Annotated in this window: 18 protein-coding genes; 1 reads left to right on the top strand and 17 read right to left on the bottom strand. The window is 60.8% G+C overall.

The features are described 5' to 3' along the window. Positions 1-71 precede the first annotated feature (71 nt). A complete protein-coding gene (locus J3P77_RS17205; RefSeq protein ID WP_434677788.1) occupies positions 72-941 on the top strand; it encodes an isocitrate lyase/PEP mutase family protein in 870 nt (289 codons plus the stop codon). 96 nt (positions 942-1037) lie between these two features. Here J3P77_RS17205 and J3P77_RS17210 read toward each other — a convergent pair whose 3' ends face one another. From J3P77_RS17210 to iscA, 17 genes are all read right to left on the bottom strand, one after another. Then, positions 1038-1451, bottom strand: coding sequence for a hypothetical protein (locus tag J3P77_RS17210; RefSeq protein WP_434677789.1), 414 nt, complete (start codon positions 1449-1451; stop codon positions 1038-1040). A gap of 57 nt (positions 1452-1508) precedes the next feature. Next, positions 1509-2300: an amidohydrolase gene (locus J3P77_RS17215; RefSeq protein ID WP_434677790.1), complete on the bottom strand. Its 792-nt coding sequence runs from the start codon at positions 2298-2300 to the stop codon at positions 1509-1511. Next, positions 2288-3436 carry a pyridoxal phosphate-dependent aminotransferase gene (locus J3P77_RS17220; protein ID WP_434677791.1) on the bottom strand — a complete coding sequence of 383 codons (1149 nt, stop codon included), beginning with the start codon at positions 3434-3436 and terminating at the stop codon, positions 2288-2290. Before J3P77_RS17220 ends, J3P77_RS17215 begins: the two co-directional genes overlap by 13 nt. A gap of 126 nt (positions 3437-3562) precedes the next feature. Continuing rightward, the gene (gene der, locus J3P77_RS17225; protein WP_434677792.1) at positions 3563-5032 is read right to left on the bottom strand and encodes a ribosome biogenesis GTPase Der; all 1470 of its coding nucleotides are present in this window, start codon (positions 5030-5032) and stop codon (positions 3563-3565) included. Positions 5033-5172: 140 nt separating this feature from the next. Next, positions 5173-6324, bottom strand: a complete 1152-nt coding sequence (gene bamB, locus J3P77_RS17230) for an outer membrane protein assembly factor BamB (protein WP_434677793.1) — start codon at positions 6322-6324, stop codon at positions 5173-5175. Then, the gene (locus J3P77_RS17235) at positions 6317-6925 is read right to left on the bottom strand and encodes a tetratricopeptide repeat protein (protein ID WP_434682046.1); all 609 of its coding nucleotides are present in this window, start codon (positions 6923-6925) and stop codon (positions 6317-6319) included. Before J3P77_RS17235 ends, bamB begins: the two co-directional genes overlap by 8 nt. A 72-nt stretch (positions 6926-6997) precedes the next feature. Then, the gene (gene hisS, locus J3P77_RS17240) at positions 6998-8287 is read right to left on the bottom strand and encodes a histidine--tRNA ligase (protein WP_434677794.1); all 1290 of its coding nucleotides are present in this window, start codon (positions 8285-8287) and stop codon (positions 6998-7000) included. A 22-nt stretch (positions 8288-8309) separates the two neighbouring features. Next, positions 8310-9419 carry a flavodoxin-dependent (E)-4-hydroxy-3-methylbut-2-enyl-diphosphate synthase gene (ispG, locus tag J3P77_RS17245; RefSeq protein ID WP_434677795.1) on the bottom strand — a complete coding sequence of 370 codons (1110 nt, stop codon included), beginning with the start codon at positions 9417-9419 and terminating at the stop codon, positions 8310-8312. Positions 9420-9422: 3 nt separating this feature from the next. After that, the gene (locus J3P77_RS17250; protein WP_434677796.1) at positions 9423-10430 is read right to left on the bottom strand and encodes a RodZ domain-containing protein; all 1008 of its coding nucleotides are present in this window, start codon (positions 10428-10430) and stop codon (positions 9423-9425) included. Then, positions 10430-11188 carry a type IV pilus biogenesis/stability protein PilW gene (gene pilW / locus J3P77_RS17255; RefSeq protein ID WP_434677797.1) on the bottom strand — a complete coding sequence of 253 codons (759 nt, stop codon included), beginning with the start codon at positions 11186-11188 and terminating at the stop codon, positions 10430-10432. The genes J3P77_RS17250 and pilW overlap by 1 nt, the downstream gene beginning before the upstream one ends. Before the next feature lie 26 nt (positions 11189-11214). Next, entirely contained in the window at positions 11215-12363 is a 1149-nt protein-coding gene (rlmN, locus tag J3P77_RS17260) for a 23S rRNA (adenine(2503)-C(2))-methyltransferase RlmN (RefSeq protein WP_434677798.1), read from the bottom strand. Positions 12364-12395: 32 nt separating this feature from the next. Then, the gene (gene ndk, locus J3P77_RS17265; RefSeq protein WP_434677799.1) at positions 12396-12821 is read right to left on the bottom strand and encodes a nucleoside-diphosphate kinase; all 426 of its coding nucleotides are present in this window, start codon (positions 12819-12821) and stop codon (positions 12396-12398) included. A 96-nt stretch (positions 12822-12917) separates the two neighbouring features. Continuing rightward, the gene (gene iscX, locus J3P77_RS17270) at positions 12918-13118 is read right to left on the bottom strand and encodes a Fe-S cluster assembly protein IscX (RefSeq protein ID WP_434677800.1); all 201 of its coding nucleotides are present in this window, start codon (positions 13116-13118) and stop codon (positions 12918-12920) included. 12 nt (positions 13119-13130) lie between these two features. After that, entirely contained in the window at positions 13131-13472 is a 342-nt protein-coding gene (gene fdx / locus J3P77_RS17275; protein WP_434677801.1) for an ISC system 2Fe-2S type ferredoxin, read from the bottom strand. Further along, a complete protein-coding gene (gene hscA / locus J3P77_RS17280) occupies positions 13472-15337 on the bottom strand; it encodes a Fe-S protein assembly chaperone HscA (protein ID WP_434677802.1) in 1866 nt (621 codons plus the stop codon). Before hscA ends, fdx begins: the two co-directional genes overlap by 1 nt. A gap of 47 nt (positions 15338-15384) precedes the next feature. Then, positions 15385-15906 (bottom strand): co-chaperone HscB, encoded by a 522-nt coding sequence (gene hscB, locus J3P77_RS17285; RefSeq protein ID WP_434677803.1) that lies wholly within the window; start codon positions 15904-15906, stop codon positions 15385-15387. Positions 15907-15916: 10 nt separating this feature from the next. Continuing rightward, entirely contained in the window at positions 15917-16240 is a 324-nt protein-coding gene (gene iscA, locus J3P77_RS17290) for an iron-sulfur cluster assembly protein IscA (RefSeq protein ID WP_434677804.1), read from the bottom strand. Positions 16241-16244 lie beyond the last annotated feature (4 nt).

Here is a 16244-nt window from a genome sequence, read left to right on the forward strand (position 1 = left end):
GACCACCCATGCATTGAAAAACCCATCGGCCTCGGTAACGCTGAGCTGATCCAATCACATTTGGAGCGATTATGCCTAAGGCTTCCCATCAGGATCTGCGCCGCGACTTTCGCGCACTGACCTCCTCGAATTCCTGCTTCCACACAGCCTCGGTGTTCGACCCCATGTCTGCGCGGATCGCCGCAGACCTCGGCTTTGAAGTCGGCATCCTAGGCGGCTCGGTCGCCTCTCTTCAGGTCCTCGCGGCCCCCGACTTTGCCTTGATCACCCTGAGTGAATTCGTCGAGCAGGCGACTCGCATCGGCCGCGTCGCCCAGCTGCCGGTGATCGCCGACGCCGACCACGGTTATGGCAATGCGTTGAACGTCATGCGTACCGTGACCGAGCTGGAGCGCGCCGGCATCTCGGCCCTGACCATCGAAGATACCCTGCTGCCCGCCCAGTTCGGCCGCAAGTCTACTGACCTGATTTCCACAGCCGAAGGTGTCGGCAAGATTCGTGCGGCACTGGAAGCGCGGGTCGATTCGGAAATGTCGATTTTTGCCCGCACCAACGCCGCGATCATTCCGGTTCAGGAAGCCGTGAGCCGTGTTCAGCAGTATCAGGCGGCCGGTGCAGACGGGATCACCATCGTCGGCGTGCGTGATTTCGATCACTTGGCGCAGCTGTCCGAAGGCGTGACGGTGCCATTGATGCTGGTGACCTACGGAAACCCGGAACTGCACGACAACGCGCGCCTGGCTGAGATGGGTGTACGCATCTGCGTCGACGGGCATGCGGCGTACTTCGCGGCGATCAAGGCCACTTACGACTGCCTCAGAGAACAGCGGCAGATTCTGGCAAGCACCACTGATATGAGCGCTACCGAGCTGACCCATACTTACACGCAGCCACAGGACTACGTGGAGTGGGCGAAGAAATTCATGAATGTGAATGAGTAGCTTCACAAGTTTGCAGAAGCGCGTACGCAGCTGACCGCGTAAACAAACGCCCGGTATCAACCGGGCGTTTTTTTGGCTTCGCGAACCTGCAAGGTATCAAGCGGTGGTGTTGACGCCGCCGCTGGTCATCATCTGTAGCAGCGCACCCTGCAGCGTTTGCAAAGTAGCGTTAGTCGCGGCGATCTGCATCTGGATGGCCATGACTTTCTGAGCTTTCTCTTCAGCGGTTCCGCTGCCGCCCTGGGCAGCCGCCAGTTGCGCCTGCATGGCCGCCAGCTGCTTCTGGGTCTGCTTGATCTGCTCTTTGATCTTCTCGATGGTTTCTTCAGCCGCCGATTTGCCACCGGCTGCGCCAGAAGACTTCTTGACTTCGACGGGCGGCAGCGAAGCGCCTACTGTTTTCTTTTCTTCGCTGACAGCTGTAGCGGTGGCCGGGTCTGCCTCCTTCTTGACCGCAAGGTTCACCGGGCTTGCGTACTGGCTCATGGACGACGTGTTGATAGTGGTCATGGTCAACTCCTGTAGGTATGCATTGCTATCGACACATCCGCACACAACTTTAGGGGCTCAGCCAATTTCAAATGCATCGGCGTCCAGATGCGCCGGAAAACGCGTGCGATAACCCTGCAAGTCGTTAGCGTTGAGCGTCGCCCGGAACACCCCGTTTGCCTGCGCGACGCTGAGCAGGCTCTCGCCCTGGAAGTCCAGCACTTGACTGTCGCCGGTGTAGGCAAAGCCCTTGCCATCCTCGCCAATGCGGTTGACCGCGGCCACATAACACAGGTTTTCGATGGCGCGCGCGGGCAGCAGGCGGTTCCAGTGCGAACGCCGCGCGCCGGGCCAGTTGGCGGCGTAAATCAGCAGATCGGTATCCTGCGCGACCCGGCTCCAGACCGGAAAACGCAGGTCGTAACAGATCAACGGGCGTATGCGCCAACCCTTCCACTCGAAAACCACACGCTGGTCGCCGGCGCTGTAGTGCTCGTGCTCACCCGCCATGCGAAACAGATGGCGCTTGTCGTAATACGAGAGTTCGCCGTCAGGCCGTGCCCACAGCAGGCGGTTACGGTAACTGCCGTCGGCGGCACGCGTGATCACGCTGCCGGTCACCACTGCCTTCAGGCGCTGAGCCTGGGCCAGCATCCAGACGGAGGTCGGGCCGTTTTCCGACTCCGCCAGAGCTTCTGAATCCATCGAGAAACCTGTGGTGAACATCTCTGGCAGGATCACCAGATCGACGTCAGTCGCTTGATCCAGCAGGTGTTCGAAATGCTCAAGGTTGGCGTCGCGGTCGTGCCATGCCAGCGTCGTCTGGATCAAGGCAATATCAAGATTGGGTAGCTGGCTCAGATCGCGCATAGTTTTTCCGCTGCCTGACGCAGCGTCTCCTCACGCTTGGCGAAGCACAGGCGTATCAGGCGCTGCCCTTCGGGTGGTGTCTGGTAAAAGACCGAGATTGGAATGCTCGCCACGCCGTGCTCGCGCGTCATCCACAGCGCCATATCGACGTCATTGAGGTCGGGACGAATCTGCGAATAGTCGACCAGCTGAAAGTAGGTGCCTGCCGCTGGAGTAAAGCTGAAGCGCGAGGTGGTGAGCTCATTGCAGAAGAAGTCCCGCTTGGCCTGATAAAACGCTGGCAGCTGGTCCACATGCTCGGGATGCTCGGCCATGAAATCCGCCAGCGCATACTGCAGCGGGGTCACGCCGCAGAAACTGACGTACTGGTGGACCTTGCGCAGTTCGGCGGTCAAGGCCGGTGGCGCGACCACATAACCGGTCTTCCAGCCGGTCACGTGGTAGGTTTTGCCGAACGAGCTGACCACAAACGCACGCTGATACAGCGCTTCGTGATCCAGCACGCTGGCATGACTGACGCCATCGAATACCAGGTGCTCGTACACCTCGTCACTGAGCAGATAGATGTCGCGCTCGGCGATCAACGCCGCCAGTTGATCCAGTTCGGCGCGGCTGATCAACGCGCCGCTGGGGTTGTGCGGGCTGTTGATGACGATCATGCGCGTGCGCGGGGTCAGCGCATCACTGAACGACTGCCAGTCGATGGTGAACGTGTCCGGGCTCAGCTGCACGTGCACGCAACGGCCGCCGGCCAGTTGCACGGACGGCCCGTAACTGTCGTAGCACGGGTCAAAGATGATCACTTCATCGCCGGGACGGATCACGGCCTGAATGGCGCAGAAGATGGCTTGAGTCGCGCCCGGCGTGATGGTGATCTCGGTATCCGAGTCGACCTGCCGGCCATAGCTCCGGGTGATCTTGGCCGCGACCTGCTGGCGCAATGCAGGCAGGCCGGTCATTGGGGAGTATTGATTGTAACCTTCGGCCACTCGGCGGCTGAGCGCATCACGCAGCGCCTGTGGCCCGTCGAAATCGGGAAAGCCCTGGGACAGATTGACGGCGCCGATCTCGGCGGCCAGTTGCGACATGACGGTGAAGATGGTGGTGCCCACATTGGGCAGCTTGCTGTCGATCATGAAGAGCCTGCCTGGGAAAGCTACAAGCTACAAGCTTTAAGCTGCAAGCTGCAAGCTGCAAGCGGAGGTGAGCACAGTCTCCTCTTGCCGCTTGCAGCTTGTAACTTGCAGCTCCTGACTTGCTAGTCAGCGCTTGTCGCGGCGTTTCTTGTCGGCTTTCTTGTGGTGGGACATCATCCGACGCTTCTTGTTGACCTGACGGTCTGTCAGCGTGTTCTTGTTGCCCTCGTACGGGTTTTCGCCGCCTTTGAACTCGATACGGATCGGAGTACCCACCAGTTTCAGCACGCGGCGGTAGGTATTTTCCAGATAGCGCACATACGACTTGGGCACTTTCTCGACCTGGTTGCCGTGGATCACGATCAACGGCGGGTTGGCACCACCCAGGTGAGCGTAACGCAGCTTGATGCGGCGGCTGCCGACCATGGGCGGCGCGTGCTCGCTGACAGCGTCTTCCAGAATCTGCGTCAGGCGGCTGGTCGGCCAGCGTGTCACGGCAGACTTGAAGGAGTTCTGCACCGACTTGTACAGGTTGCCGACGCCAGTGCCATGCAAGGCGGAGATAAAGTGAATGTCCGCGAAGTCGACGAAGAACAGGCGACGCTCCAGCTCGGTCTTCACGTAGTCACGTTCGCCCGGCAGCATGCCGTCCCACTTGTTCAGCGCGATGACGATCGCCCGACCGGACTCCAGGGCGAAGCCCAGCAGGTTCAGGTCGTGGTCGACCACACCCTCGCGGGCGTCCATCACGAAGATCACCACGTTGGCGTCCTTGATGGCCTGCAACGTCTTGACCACCGAGAACTTCTCGACTTCCTCGTGGATCTTGCCACGCTTGCGCACACCAGCGGTGTCGATCAGCGTGTACTTCTCTTCGTTGCGCTCGAACGGAATGTAGATACTGTCGCGCGTGGTACCCGGCTGGTCGTAGACGATGACGCGGTCTTCACCCAGCATGCGGTTGACCAGCGTCGATTTGCCCACGTTAGGGCGACCGATGATGGCGATCTTGATACCGTCTTTCTCGCTCGGGCCAGGAATGCGCTTGGCTTCCTCGCCTTCGGCGACGTCTTCGACTTCTGCGTCTTCCTGGTCGTCCTCGTCCCTAGGGAATTCCTTCAGGGCGATTTCGAGCATCTGCGAGATGCCGCGACCATGTGCGCCAGCGACCGGAATCGCATCGCCCAGGCCCATCGGACTGAACTCGGCACGCGCCAGGTTTTCGTCGATGTTGTCGATTTTGTTGGCGACCACATAGGAACGCTTGTTGCGCTTGCGCAGGTGCTCGCCAATCATCTGGTCCGCAGCGGTGTAGCCCGCCTTGGCATCCACCAGAAACAGCACGACATCGGCTTCTTCAATGGCCAGCAGCGACTGCTCGGCCATCTTCTCGTCCATGCCATGCTCGTCGCCGGAGATACCACCGGTGTCAATCAGGATATAGGAGCGCCCTTGCCACTTCGCCTCTCCGTATTGGCGATCACGGGTAAGACCGGACAGGTCGCCGACAATGGCGTCACGGGTCCTGGTCAGGCGGTTGAACATGGTGGACTTGCCGACGTTCGGTCGACCCACCAGGGCGATTACGGGAACCATGCGGCTCTCCACTTCGTTATTTCAGAAAATACAAAAGCCGCTGCGAGGCAGCGGCCGGAGTTCGGAGCGGCACCCGTGGGCGCCGCAGCCTTGCAAAAGCAAGGTCGCCCGGCGCACGAAGCGCCGGGCCTGGACAATCATTACTTGATGGTCAGGGCTTCCAGTTTGCCGCTGTTGCCATACACGTAAATCATGTCGCCAACTACCAGCGGACGCGCACGCAGGCCGTCGCCGTCGATGCGCTCGCGGCCCACGAAACGACCATCCACCTGGCTCAACAGGTGAAGATAGCCTTCCATGTCGCCGACTGCCACGTAGCTGGAAAACACTTCCGGTGCGCCCAATTGGCGACGCGCCAGAGATTCATTGCTCCACAGCGCGCTGGACGAACGCTCGTCGATCCCTTCGACCGTACCGGAAGCCAGTGTCGCGTAGACGCTGCCGAAACCCTGGGCTACGCCCGAGTAACTCGACGCGTCGCGCTGCCACAATACGCGGCCGCTTTCCAGATCCAGACCCGCTACGCGGCCCTGATAGCTGGCAACGTACAAGGTGCCACCGGACAACAGCAGACCGCCGTCGATATCGACGACGCGCTCCAGCTCGGAACGGCCTTGAGGAACGGCAACGCGCTGCTCCCAGACCGGCACGCCGTTGGCGGTGTCCAGCGCCACGACCTTGCCGGTCGACAGGCCGGCAATCGCCAGACGATTGGTGACCAGCGGCGCGCCGGTGCCACGCAGAGTCAGGACCGCCGGAGTACTTTCGTAGATCCAGCGCTGGCTGCCAGTGGCGGCATCGAGGCCGATCACACGGTCGTCCTGGGTTTGGACCACTACCACGTCACCATTGGTCGCCGGCGGAGCCAGGACTTCGCTGGTCACGCGAGCACGCCATCTTTCTTCGCCGGAAGCTGCGTCCAGGGCAACCACTTCGCCCTTGATGGTGCCGACCATGACCATGCCGTAACCCACGCCGACGGCGCCGGAAACAGGCAGTTCAAGGTCCTTTTCCCAGATAACGTCGCCCGTCAGGCGGTCCAGCGACATGACCACACCGGTCACGTCACTGGCGTAAATGCGGTCACCTTCGATGGCCGGAACCAGCATGTTGTAGGTTTCGCCCTGACCGTCGCCGATCGAGTGGCTCCACTGCTTCTGCAGGACGACTTCTTCTTTGAAGTCGGTCAGCTCGGCCGGCGGAAGTTCCTTCTTGCTGTTGCTGCTGCAACCCGCGGCCAGAATGGCCAGAGCCAGCAATGCTGCATGTTTCCAACGAATCACGTCACGCATCCCCTTTCGCCAGATCGTCGAGCTTCATTTGCAGGCCACCGACCGCAGCGTCTTCGGAGAGCGCGGATTTGGCCTTTTGATAAGCAGCGTGCGCCTCGTCGGTACGACCCAGCTGAACCAGCAGGTCGCCTTTGAGTTCTTCGCGGCTGGCCAGGAACGCCTTGTCGGCGTCACCGGCGAGCAGCTTGAGCGCTTCTTCACCTTTGTTCTGCGCGGCCAGCACGCGAGCAAGACGCTGACGGGCCAGTTCGCCCAGCGTTGCGTTTGCAGGCTTGTCGGAAACGGTTTTCAGCTCTGCCACGGCATCGTCGAACTTGCCGTTGTCGACCGCCACCTTGGCGACGAAGAGGCTACCAAATTGCGCGTAGGTGGTTCCACCGAACTCGCTCTTGAGCTTGCCGGCGATCTGCGCAACCTGCGTAGTGTCGGCCTGACCGCTTGGCGTCAGCGCGGTTTCCAGCAGTTGCTGGTAAAGGATCGAGGCGCCCTGCGACTGGTTGATTTGGTATCTCTGCCAGCCCTGCCAGCCCAGAACCACGATCAATGCCAGCAGACCGCCGGTCACCAGGGGTTTGCCGTTACGCTGCCACCAGTCCTTCATTACCGCCAGCTCTTCATCTTCGGTACGCGACACCCCAATACTCCTATTCGCTAAATCGGCTGTTAATCAACTTCAACCCTGCACGACGCAGGCGGCCAGGTGCTCGGACAGAGCACTCCAGGCAATATTCTGTTGCTCGCCCTGCCCGCGCAGGGGTTTGACACCGATGATCTTCTGAGCGAGTTCTTCTTCGCCCAGAATCAGCGCATACAACGCACCGCTCTTGTCGGCCTTCTTGAACTGACTCTTGAAGCTGCCGGCGCCGGCGTTGACCTGCAGACGAAGATTCGGCATCTGGTCGCGGACCTGCTCGGTCAGCGTCAGCGCCGCGAGTTCGGCCGCTTCACCGAAAGCACAGACATAGACATCCACCTGACGGGAGATCTCTTGCGGGATCTGCTCCAGGGTTTCGAGCAGCAGCACGAGACGCTCGATGCCCATGGCGAAACCCACGCCCGCGGTCGGCTTGCCGCCCATCTGCTCGACCAGACCGTCATAACGGCCGCCCGCGCACACGGTGCCCTGGGCCCCCAGCTGGTCGGTCACCCACTCGAAGACCGTCTTGCTGTAGTAATCCAGGCCACGCACCAACTTGGGGTTGATGACGTAAGGAATGCCGGCCGCGTCGAGACGCGCTTTCAGGCCTTCGAAATGAACGCGTGATTCTTCGTCCAGATAATCGGCCAGCTTCGGCGCATCGACCAGTACGGCCTGGGTCTCCGGGTGTTTGGTATCCAGAACGCGCAGCGGATTGGTCTTGAGGCGACGCTGGCTGTCTTCGTCCAGTTGGTCGAGGCGCGCGGTCAGGTAGTCGACCAGCGCATCGCGATAGCGAGCACGTGCTTCGCTGGTGCCCAGGCTGTTGAGTTCGAGCTTGACGGCGTTGCGGATGCCCAGCAGGCCCCAGAGACGCCATGTCATGACGATCAGCTCGGCATCGACGTCCGGACCGTCAAGGTTGAAGACTTCGACACCGATCTGGTGGAACTGGCGATAACGGCCTTTCTGCGGGCGCTCGTGGCGGAACATCGGGCCGATGTACCACAGTTTCTGCACCTGGCCACCGCCGGTAATGCCGTGTTCGAGAACCGCGCGCACACAGGCCGCAGTACCTTCCGGACGCAGCGTCAGCGAGTCACCGTTGCGGTCGGCAAAGGTGTACATCTCCTTTTCGACAATGTCGGTGACCTCGCCGATGGAGCGCTTGAACAGGTCGGTGAACTCGACGATCGGCATACGGATCTGGCGATAACCGTAGTTATCCAGCAGGCGCGCGACCGTGCCTTCGAAGTGACGCCACAGCGGGGTCTGCTCGGGCAGGATGTCGTTCATGCCACGAATGGCTTGCAGAGACTTACTCACAAAAAATCCTTAGCAATCTGGGTTAGCCGCGCACGATGACCGAGGCGTCGGCTTCGGCCTTTTCGGCCGCTTTCTCGCGAATCAGGCGTTCGAGCTCGTTCACGAGATTGTCATTGGTCAGCTTCTGCGCGGGCTTGCCGTCGATGTAGATCAGGTTTGGCGTACCGCCCGTGAGGCCGATATGAGCTTCCTTGGCTTCACCGGGCCCGTTCACCACGCAACCGATGACCGCGACGTCCAGCGGCACCAGCAGATCTTCGAGGCGCCCTTCCAGTTCGTTCATGGTCTTGACCACGTCGAAGTTCTGCCGCGAGCAGCTCGGGCAGGCAATGAAGTTGATGCCACGGGAACGCAGGTGCAGCGACTTGAGAATGTCGTAGCCGACCTTCACTTCTTCGACCGGGTCAGCGGCCAGCGAGATGCGGATAGTATCGCCAATTCCTTCGGCGAGCAGCATACCCAGCCCGACCGCGGATTTCACCGTACCCGAGCGCAATCCGCCAGCCTCGGTGATGCCCAGGTGCAGCGGCTGGATGATCTGCTTGGCCAGCAGCCGGTAGGCTTCGACGGCCATGAACACGTCGGATGCCTTCACGCTGACCTTGAAGTCAGGGAAGTTGAGGCGTTCCAGGTGCTCGACGTGGCGCAGCGCCGACTCCACCAGGGCTTCGGGCGTTGGTTCGCCGTATTTCTTCTGCAGGTCTTTTTCCAGAGAGCCTGCGTTGACGCCAATGCGAATCGGGATGCCACGGTCGCGAGCGGCATCGACCACCGCGCGCACGCGGTCTTCACGGCCGATATTGCCGGGGTTGATGCGCAGGCAGTCGACGCCCAGTTCGGCGACGCGCAAGGCGATCCGGTAATCGAAATGGATGTCGGCCACCAGCGGCACCTTGACGCGCTGCTTGATGCGACCGAATGCCTCGGCGGCGTCCATGTCGGGAACCGAAACCCGCACGATATCCACGCCGGCGGCTTCAAGGCGGTTGATCTGCGCAACGGTGGCGTCGACGTCGTTGGTGTCGCTGTTGGTCATGCTCTGGACGGCAATGGGGGCGTCACCGCCGACCGGCACGGAGCCGACCCAGATCTTTCGGGATTCACGTCGCTTGATAGGGGATTGGCCGTGCATGAGTTATTGCCCTAGCTTCAGGCGAGCAGTTTCGCCGCTGGTGAAAGGGGCCACATCGACAGGCTGCCCGTTATAGCTGACCTGCGCGCCGCGCGCGTAGCCCAGACGCAGAGTCAACGGCGGCTTGCCGCTGACATCGAGGCTGTCGCCCTTGCGCTTGAGGCCGCTCATCAGCACCTTGCCGTTGCCGTCGGTGACCTGAGTCCAGCAATCGGCGGTGAATTGCAATCTGATCTGTCCCGAGCCAGGCATGACCGCCGCGGGCTCTGCCGCAGGTGCGGGCGCCGGCGCAGGTGGCGGTGTAACAGGCAGGGACGGCGTAAGGGTCGCTGTGGCGGCTGGCGCGCCCGATGGCGCTGGCGCCTGGGCGGTAGCTGGCGCAACCGGTGCAGGCACGGCAGGCGCAGCGGAAGGCGTCGCCGGCGTTTCAGCGGCAGGCGTGCCCTGATTCAACGCCAGCGGCGCTTCATTGGTGTCCTGATTCTCGACGACGGCCTGATCTTCCGGCTCGTCCAGCGGGTGAATCTGCGTGGTGCCGTCGGCGCTCTCGACTTCGACATGCTCAAGGGCAAGCCCCGAAGGCTCCTTGCCGCGCTGGGACGCCTGATCCTGCCACCACAGAAAGCCGCCACCGACCAGAACCAACAGCAACAGAAGGCTGACGATACGCAGGATGTTGTGCGACAGGCGAACCGGCTCTTCGATACGGCCAAGCGCATGGACCGAACTGCCCTTGCCGTCGGTACCGGTGTACTGATCGAACTGATTGACCAGCGCGGCCTGATCCAGGCCCAGCAGCTTGGCGTAGGCGCGCACGTATCCGCGGGCGAAGGTATGCCCTGGCAGTTTGTCGAACTGGCCATTTTCAAGATGACTCAAGGACGTTACGGTCAGGTTCATCCTCAGAGCCACATCTGGCAGCGACCAGTTCTTGCTCTCACGGGCCTGGCGCAGGGTTTCTCCAGGATTCAGGCGAGTGGTTGCCACAACTTCGGGATGCGCCGCTTTCATCATTGCTCCGACAGGTATTGCTGATATTCCGGCGTACCGGGATAGAGTCTTTTTAATTGCAGACCAAAACTGGCCGCCTTGTCGCGATCTTCATAAACCTTGGCTAACCGCGTACCCAGCAACAGGCTACGTGCATTCTGCTCGCTCAGCTGGCTGAAGCGGTCGTAAAAATCACGCGCCGGCACATATTGCCCGTCTTCGTAAGACAACTCAGCCATTTCCAGCAGGGAACGCGGTTGCTGACGATCAAGGCGCAGCGCTTTGGTGAAATGTTCGCGGGCCACGTCACGCTTGCCCAGCTTCAGGGCGGTCATGCCCAGGCTTTCGAACACCCGTGACCGCTCAGGATACAGGTTATCGGCGGCAGCCTGTTCAAAACGCTCGTAGGCTTCCGGATAACGCTGCTGCTCGTAGAGGAAACTACCGTAGTTGTTGACGATCCGCGCTTCGTTGTCACTCGCGGACAAGGCCTTGCGGTAGTACTGATCGGCAAGCTCGGGTTCCATTTCGGTCTGGAACACCAGCGCCAGCGCCGCGTTGGCCTGCGGGTCCGAGCTGTCGAGCTCAAGCGCTTTCTTCAACGGAACCTTGGCGCGCTCGGTCTGGCCTTGCTGAAAGTACCCAAGGCCCAACTGCACGTACGCATCGCGGGCCTGATCACGCCCCGCGCTGGTAGTAAGCGGATTGACATTACCCGTCGCGACGCAGCCCACCAGCCCGAAGACGAAACAGAGCACCAATGGAATGCGCACAGACATGGGGTCCCTCTCAGTCAGGTTCGCAATCAGGATCGGCTGGAGGCGCTTGACGTAAGATCCGCATCGGCGCTTACCTCACGCACCGCGATATACCGTTCGCTGCGGCGGGTACGGTCCATGACCTGCCCGACCAGCTGACCGCAGGCGGCATCGATATCCTCGCCGCGAGTGGTGCGCACGGTCACGTTGTAACCGGCCTGATGCAGTAGATCCTGGAAGCGACGAATCGCGTTGTTGCTCGGACGCTCGTAACCGGAATGCGGGAACGGGTTGAACGGGATCAGGTTGATCTTGCAAGGCGTGTCCTTGAGCAGCTCGATCATCTCGACCGCGTGCTCGACCTTGTCGTTGACGTCCTTGAGCAGGGTGTACTCGACGGTCAGCACGCGCTTCTCGCCTAGATTGGACATGTAGCGACGGCACGATTCGAGCAGCATCTTGAGCGGGTATTTCTTGTTGATCGGCACCAGCTGGTTGCGCAACGCGTCGTTAGGCGCGTGCAGCGACAGAGCCAGGGAGACGTCGATGTGCTTGGACAGCTCGTCGATCATCGGCACCACGCCGGAGGTGGACAGTGTCACCCGACGTTTGGAAATGCCATACCCCAGGTCATCCATCATCAGATGCATGGCGGCAATGACATTATCGAAGTTCAGCAGCGGCTCGCCCATGCCCATCATCACCACATTGGTGATAGCACGGTCGACGGTCGCCGGGACGCTGCCGAAGGATTTGTTGGCAATCCACACCTGACCGATGACTTCGGCGGCGGTGAGGTTGCTGTTGAAGCCTTGCTTGCCGGTGGAGCAGAAACTGCAATCCAGGGCACAGCCCGCCTGGGACGAAACGCACAAGGTGCCGCGCTTGCCCTGGGGGATGTAGACGGTCTCGACGCAGCTGCCGGACTCCACGCGCACCACCCACTTGCGGGTGCCGTCGCTGGAAATGTCCTCGCTGACCACTTCGGGACCACGAACTTCGGCACAGGCCTTGAGCTTTTCGCGCAAGGCCTTGCTGACGTTCGTCATGGCGTCGAAATCGTCGACACCAAAGTGGTGAATCCACTTCATGACCTGACCGGCACGGAAGCGCTTCTCCCCGATGGAGTCGAAGAATTTTTCCATTTCCAGCTGAGTCAGACCCAACAGGTTGGTTTTACCAGTCGATGCAATCATGAATTCACCTCTCACTCGCGGGTCGGCAGACCTTAGCGAGCGGTTACCTCGGTAGCTGCGAAGAAGTACGCGATTTCGCGAGCGGCGGCAGCTTCGGAGTCCGAGCCGTGAACAGCGTTGGCGTCGATGGACTCAGCGAAGTCAGCACGGATGGTGCCGGCAGCAGCTTCTTTAGGGTTGGTAGCGCCCATCAGCTCGCGGTTCAGAGCGATGGCGTTTTCGCCTTCCAGAACCTGAACGACAACAGGACCGGAGATCATGAAGGCAACCAGGTCACCAAAGAAGCCGCGCTCTTTGTGCTCACCGTAGAAACCTTCAGCTTCGGCCTTGGACAGTTGCTTCAGCTTGGAAGCGACAACGCGCAGACCGGCTTTTTCGAAACGAGTGGTGATCTCGCCGATAACGTTCTTGGCAACGGCGTCAGGCTTGATGATGGAGAAAGTACGTTGAACAGCCATGGTGAAACTCCAGAAACAGTGATTGAAGCGAAAAATTAAACCCGCGAATTATACGCGGGTTCCGGTGTATTGCCTAACTTGCATGCGTTACTGAATTCATTCCGCCTCTTCGATCCATAACGCCTGGATCGCTTCGAGGACCTTTTCCCCTCCGCGGGCCGGGTCATCGTCGAACTCAGGCAGCTCAAGGACCAGATTGCGCAGCCTGACGAAGTTCACCGACAGCGGATTGATATCCGGATGCCGTTCGGCCAGCTGGATGGAGATCTCCTGCACATCTACCCATTTGAGACTCATGACAGCTCCTTGTCAGTGGGGGGCTTCGGCCGCATGGTTGAGCGAATATTTGGGAATTTCAACCGTCAGGTCTTCATTTCCGACGACTGCCTGACACGAGAGGCGCGACTGCGGTTCAAGGCCCCAGGCCTTGTCCAGCATGTCTTCTTCCAGCTCATCGGCCTCTTCGAGCGAGTTGAAACCCTCACGAATGATGCAGTGACAGGTCGTGCATGCACAGACGCCGCCGCATGCGCTTTCGATCTCGATGTGATGCTCGTGAGCGACTTCCAGTATCGAAGTGCCGGGCTCCACTTCCACTACAAGCCCTTCCGGACACAACGCGGCGTGGGGCAGAAAAATGAGCTGCGGCATCAGTTATCCTCGATTTCATTCAGGTTGCGCCCGGCCAGCGCGGCTTTGACCGTCGAATCAAGGCGTCGGGCGGCAAATGCATCGGTCACCTGCGACAGACGCTTGGTCTGTTGCTCGATGGCGTAGCCATCGGTGCCATGCATCAATTCACGTAGCTGGTCCATTTCCAAGTTGATGACCATGCGTTCCTCCCCGTCGAGAAGGCGCTCGCCGTCGGCGTCCATTGCGCCCTGCACGGCTTCGAGCAGACGCTCGGCATCGACCTGGTGTTCGCGCAGCACGCGGGCGACCTTGTCGTCACCGGCGTACGCAAAGGAATCCTTCAGCATGCGGGCGATTTCGCCGTCGGTCAGGCCATAGGACGGCTTGACCTGGATGCTCGCTTCGACACCCGAGCCAAGCTCGCGCGCCGAAACGCTGAGCAGGCCATCGGCATCGACCTGAAAAGTCACACGGATTTTGGCGGCGCCGGCAACCATCGGCGGAATGCCGCGCAGCTCGAAACGCGCCAAGGAGCGGCAATCGCTGATCAGCTCGCGCTCGCCTTGCAGCACATGAATCATCATGGCCGTCTGGCCGTCTTTGTAGGTGGTGAACTCCTGACCGCGAGCCACGGGAATCGTGGTGTTGCGCGGAATCACCTTCTCCATGAGCCCGCCCATGGTTTCCAGGCCCAGCGAGAGCGGAATCACGTCGAGCAGCAGCAGTTCTTCCCCATCGCGCTTGTTGCCGGCGAGGGTATCGGCCTGGATCGCAGCGCCGATGGCGACTACCTGATCCGGATCGATGGTGGTCAGCGGCTGGCGACCGAACAGCTCGGCGACCGCTTCGCGCACACGCGGCACACGGGTCGAACCGCCGACCATGACCACTGCCTGAACCTCGTCGATCTCGACATTGGAGTCACGAACCGCGCGGCGACAGGCTTTCAGGCTGCGCGCGACCATCGGCTCGATCAGCGCATTGAAGGCTTCGCGGGTCAGTACACCGCGCCAGCCTTCGTAGCTCACTTCAACCGATTCCACGTTCGTCAGCGCTTCCTTGGCCGCACAGGCGATCTGCAACAGACTGCGTTGCACCGACGGGCTCATGTCCGCGGACAGGCCTGCATCGGCAACCATCCAGCTGGCGATGGCGTGATCGAAGTCATCGCCGCCCAGCGCGGTATCGCCGCCGGTGGCCAAGACTTCAAAAACGCCGCCGGTCAGACGCAGAATCGAGATATCGAAGGTCCCGCCGCCCAGATCGTAGATGGCAACCACACCTTCGGCTTTCTGATCCAGGCCATAGGCGACCGCTGCGGCCGTCGGCTCGTTGAGCAGGCGCAGCACGTTCAGACCCGCCAGACGGGCAGCATCCTTGGTGGCCTGGCGCTGTGCGTCGTCGAAGTAGGCCGGAACGGTGATCACCGCGCCGACCAGCTCGCCACCCAGGGTGGCTTCAGCGCGCTGGCGCAACACCTTGAGAATGTCGGCGGACACTTCGACCGGGCTTTTCGGCCCCTGCACCGTATCGATGAAAGGCATGTGCGACTCGCCATCGACAAAGCGATAAGGCAGTTGCTCGCCCAGCTGCTTGACGTCGCTCAACCCACGCCCCATCAGGCGCTTGACCGACAGCACGGTATTGAACGGATCGGCGGAAGCGGCAGCCTTGGCTGCCTGCCCGACTTCGACTCGCTCAGCGTGATAGCGCACGGCGGACGGCAGAATGACCTGCCCGTCGGCATCGGCCAGCGGCTCGGAAAGACCGCTGCGCAATGCAGCGACCAGCGAATTGGTGGTGCCCAGGTCGATACCTACCGCCAGACGACGCTGGTGCGGTTGAGGACTCTGGCCGGGTTCGGCGATCTGCAGTAAGGCCATGCTTTTCTGAATAATCACACTGGCGTGCCGCCTGAGCGACACGGGGGTTAATCGTCGAGGCGCTCTTCGAGCTGGCGCACTTCGTAGGAAAGCTTGTCGAGGAACTGCATGCGACGCATCAGGCGTTCGGCCTGTTCGCGTTGCGCGGCATCATCCCAGCAAGCGGCGAAGCTGTCGTTCAGTTCTTCCTGCGCGACCTTGAGTCGGCGCTTGAACGTAGCGACACCGTCCAGATCGCCGTCATCCTGCAGATCCTCAAGCTCTTCGCGCCATTGCATCTGCTGCAGAAGAAAGTCGGGATCGTGCACAGTGACTTCAAGCGGGACCTCGTTGCCTTTCAGCGCCAGCAGATATCGCGCACGTTTCGGCGCGCTCTTGAGCGTCTGATAGGCTTCGTTGAGGCTGGCGGAACGCTCCAGCGCCAGGCGCTGTTCACGTTCGGGCGCATCGGCGAACCGGTCCGGGTGAACGCTGCGCGCCAGCTCTCGGTAACGGGTCGCCAACTGGTCAAGATCAAGACGGAATTCCGGCTTGAGCTCGAACAGGGCAAAGTGACAAGGAGTACCCACGATAAAAGCCTCAGACGTTGAAGCTTTCGCCACAGCCACACTCGCCACGCGAGTTCGGATTATTGAACTTGAAGCCTTCGTTCAAACCTTCACGAACGAAGTCCAGCTCAGTACCGTCGAGGTAGACCAGGCTTTTGGGGTCAATGATGATCTTCACGCCGTGCATTTCGAACACGGTGTCATCAGTGCCCGCGGCATCGACGAATTCGAGCACGTAGGCAAGACCGGAACAGCCCGTGGTGCGGACACCCAGACGAATGCCGTCACCTTTGCCGCGCCCCTCAAGGGAACGACGTACGTGGTTCGCGGCAGCTTCTGTCATGCTGATAGCCATTGGA

The sequence above is a fragment of the Pseudomonas sp. R1-18 genome, from assembly GCF_051132095.1.
Lineage (GTDB): Bacteria > Pseudomonadota > Gammaproteobacteria > Pseudomonadales > Pseudomonadaceae > Aquipseudomonas.

What these genes read in the sequence shown, in the direction of transcription:
- J3P77_RS17205 (WP_434677788.1), top strand. Translation starts at nt 72, where the DNA reads ATGCCTAAGGCTTCCCATCAGGATCTGCGCCGCGACTTTCGCGCACTG.
- J3P77_RS17210 (WP_434677789.1), bottom strand. Translation starts at nt 1,451, where the DNA reads ATGACCACTATCAACACGTCGTCCATGAGCCAGTACGCAAGCCCGGTG.
- J3P77_RS17215 (WP_434677790.1), bottom strand. Translation starts at nt 2,300, where the DNA reads ATGCGCGATCTGAGCCAGCTACCCAATCTTGATATTGCCTTGATCCAG.
- J3P77_RS17220 (WP_434677791.1), bottom strand. Translation starts at nt 3,436, where the DNA reads ATGATCGACAGCAAGCTGCCCAATGTGGGCACCACCATCTTCACCGTC.
- der (WP_434677792.1), bottom strand. Translation starts at nt 5,032, where the DNA reads ATGGTTCCCGTAATCGCCCTGGTGGGTCGACCGAACGTCGGCAAGTCC.
- bamB (WP_434677793.1), bottom strand. Translation starts at nt 6,324, where the DNA reads ATGCGTGACGTGATTCGTTGGAAACATGCAGCATTGCTGGCTCTGGCC.
- J3P77_RS17235 (WP_434682046.1), bottom strand. Translation starts at nt 6,925, where the DNA reads ATGAAGGACTGGTGGCAGCGTAACGGCAAACCCCTGGTGACCGGCGGT.
- ispG (WP_434677795.1), bottom strand. Translation starts at nt 9,419, where the DNA reads ATGCACGGCCAATCCCCTATCAAGCGACGTGAATCCCGAAAGATCTGG.
- J3P77_RS17250 (WP_434677796.1), bottom strand. Translation starts at nt 10,430, where the DNA reads ATGAAAGCGGCGCATCCCGAAGTTGTGGCAACCACTCGCCTGAATCCT.
- pilW (WP_434677797.1), bottom strand. Translation starts at nt 11,188, where the DNA reads ATGTCTGTGCGCATTCCATTGGTGCTCTGTTTCGTCTTCGGGCTGGTG.
- rlmN (WP_434677798.1), bottom strand. Translation starts at nt 12,363, where the DNA reads ATGATTGCATCGACTGGTAAAACCAACCTGTTGGGTCTGACTCAGCTG.
- ndk (WP_434677799.1), bottom strand. Translation starts at nt 12,821, where the DNA reads ATGGCTGTTCAACGTACTTTCTCCATCATCAAGCCTGACGCCGTTGCC.
- iscX (WP_434677800.1), bottom strand. Translation starts at nt 13,118, where the DNA reads ATGAGTCTCAAATGGGTAGATGTGCAGGAGATCTCCATCCAGCTGGCC.
- fdx (WP_434677801.1), bottom strand. Translation starts at nt 13,472, where the DNA reads ATGCCGCAGCTCATTTTTCTGCCCCACGCCGCGTTGTGTCCGGAAGGG.
- hscA (WP_434677802.1), bottom strand. Translation starts at nt 15,337, where the DNA reads ATGGCCTTACTGCAGATCGCCGAACCCGGCCAGAGTCCTCAACCGCAC.
- iscA (WP_434677804.1), bottom strand. Translation starts at nt 16,240, where the DNA reads ATGGCTATCAGCATGACAGAAGCTGCCGCGAACCACGTACGTCGTTCC.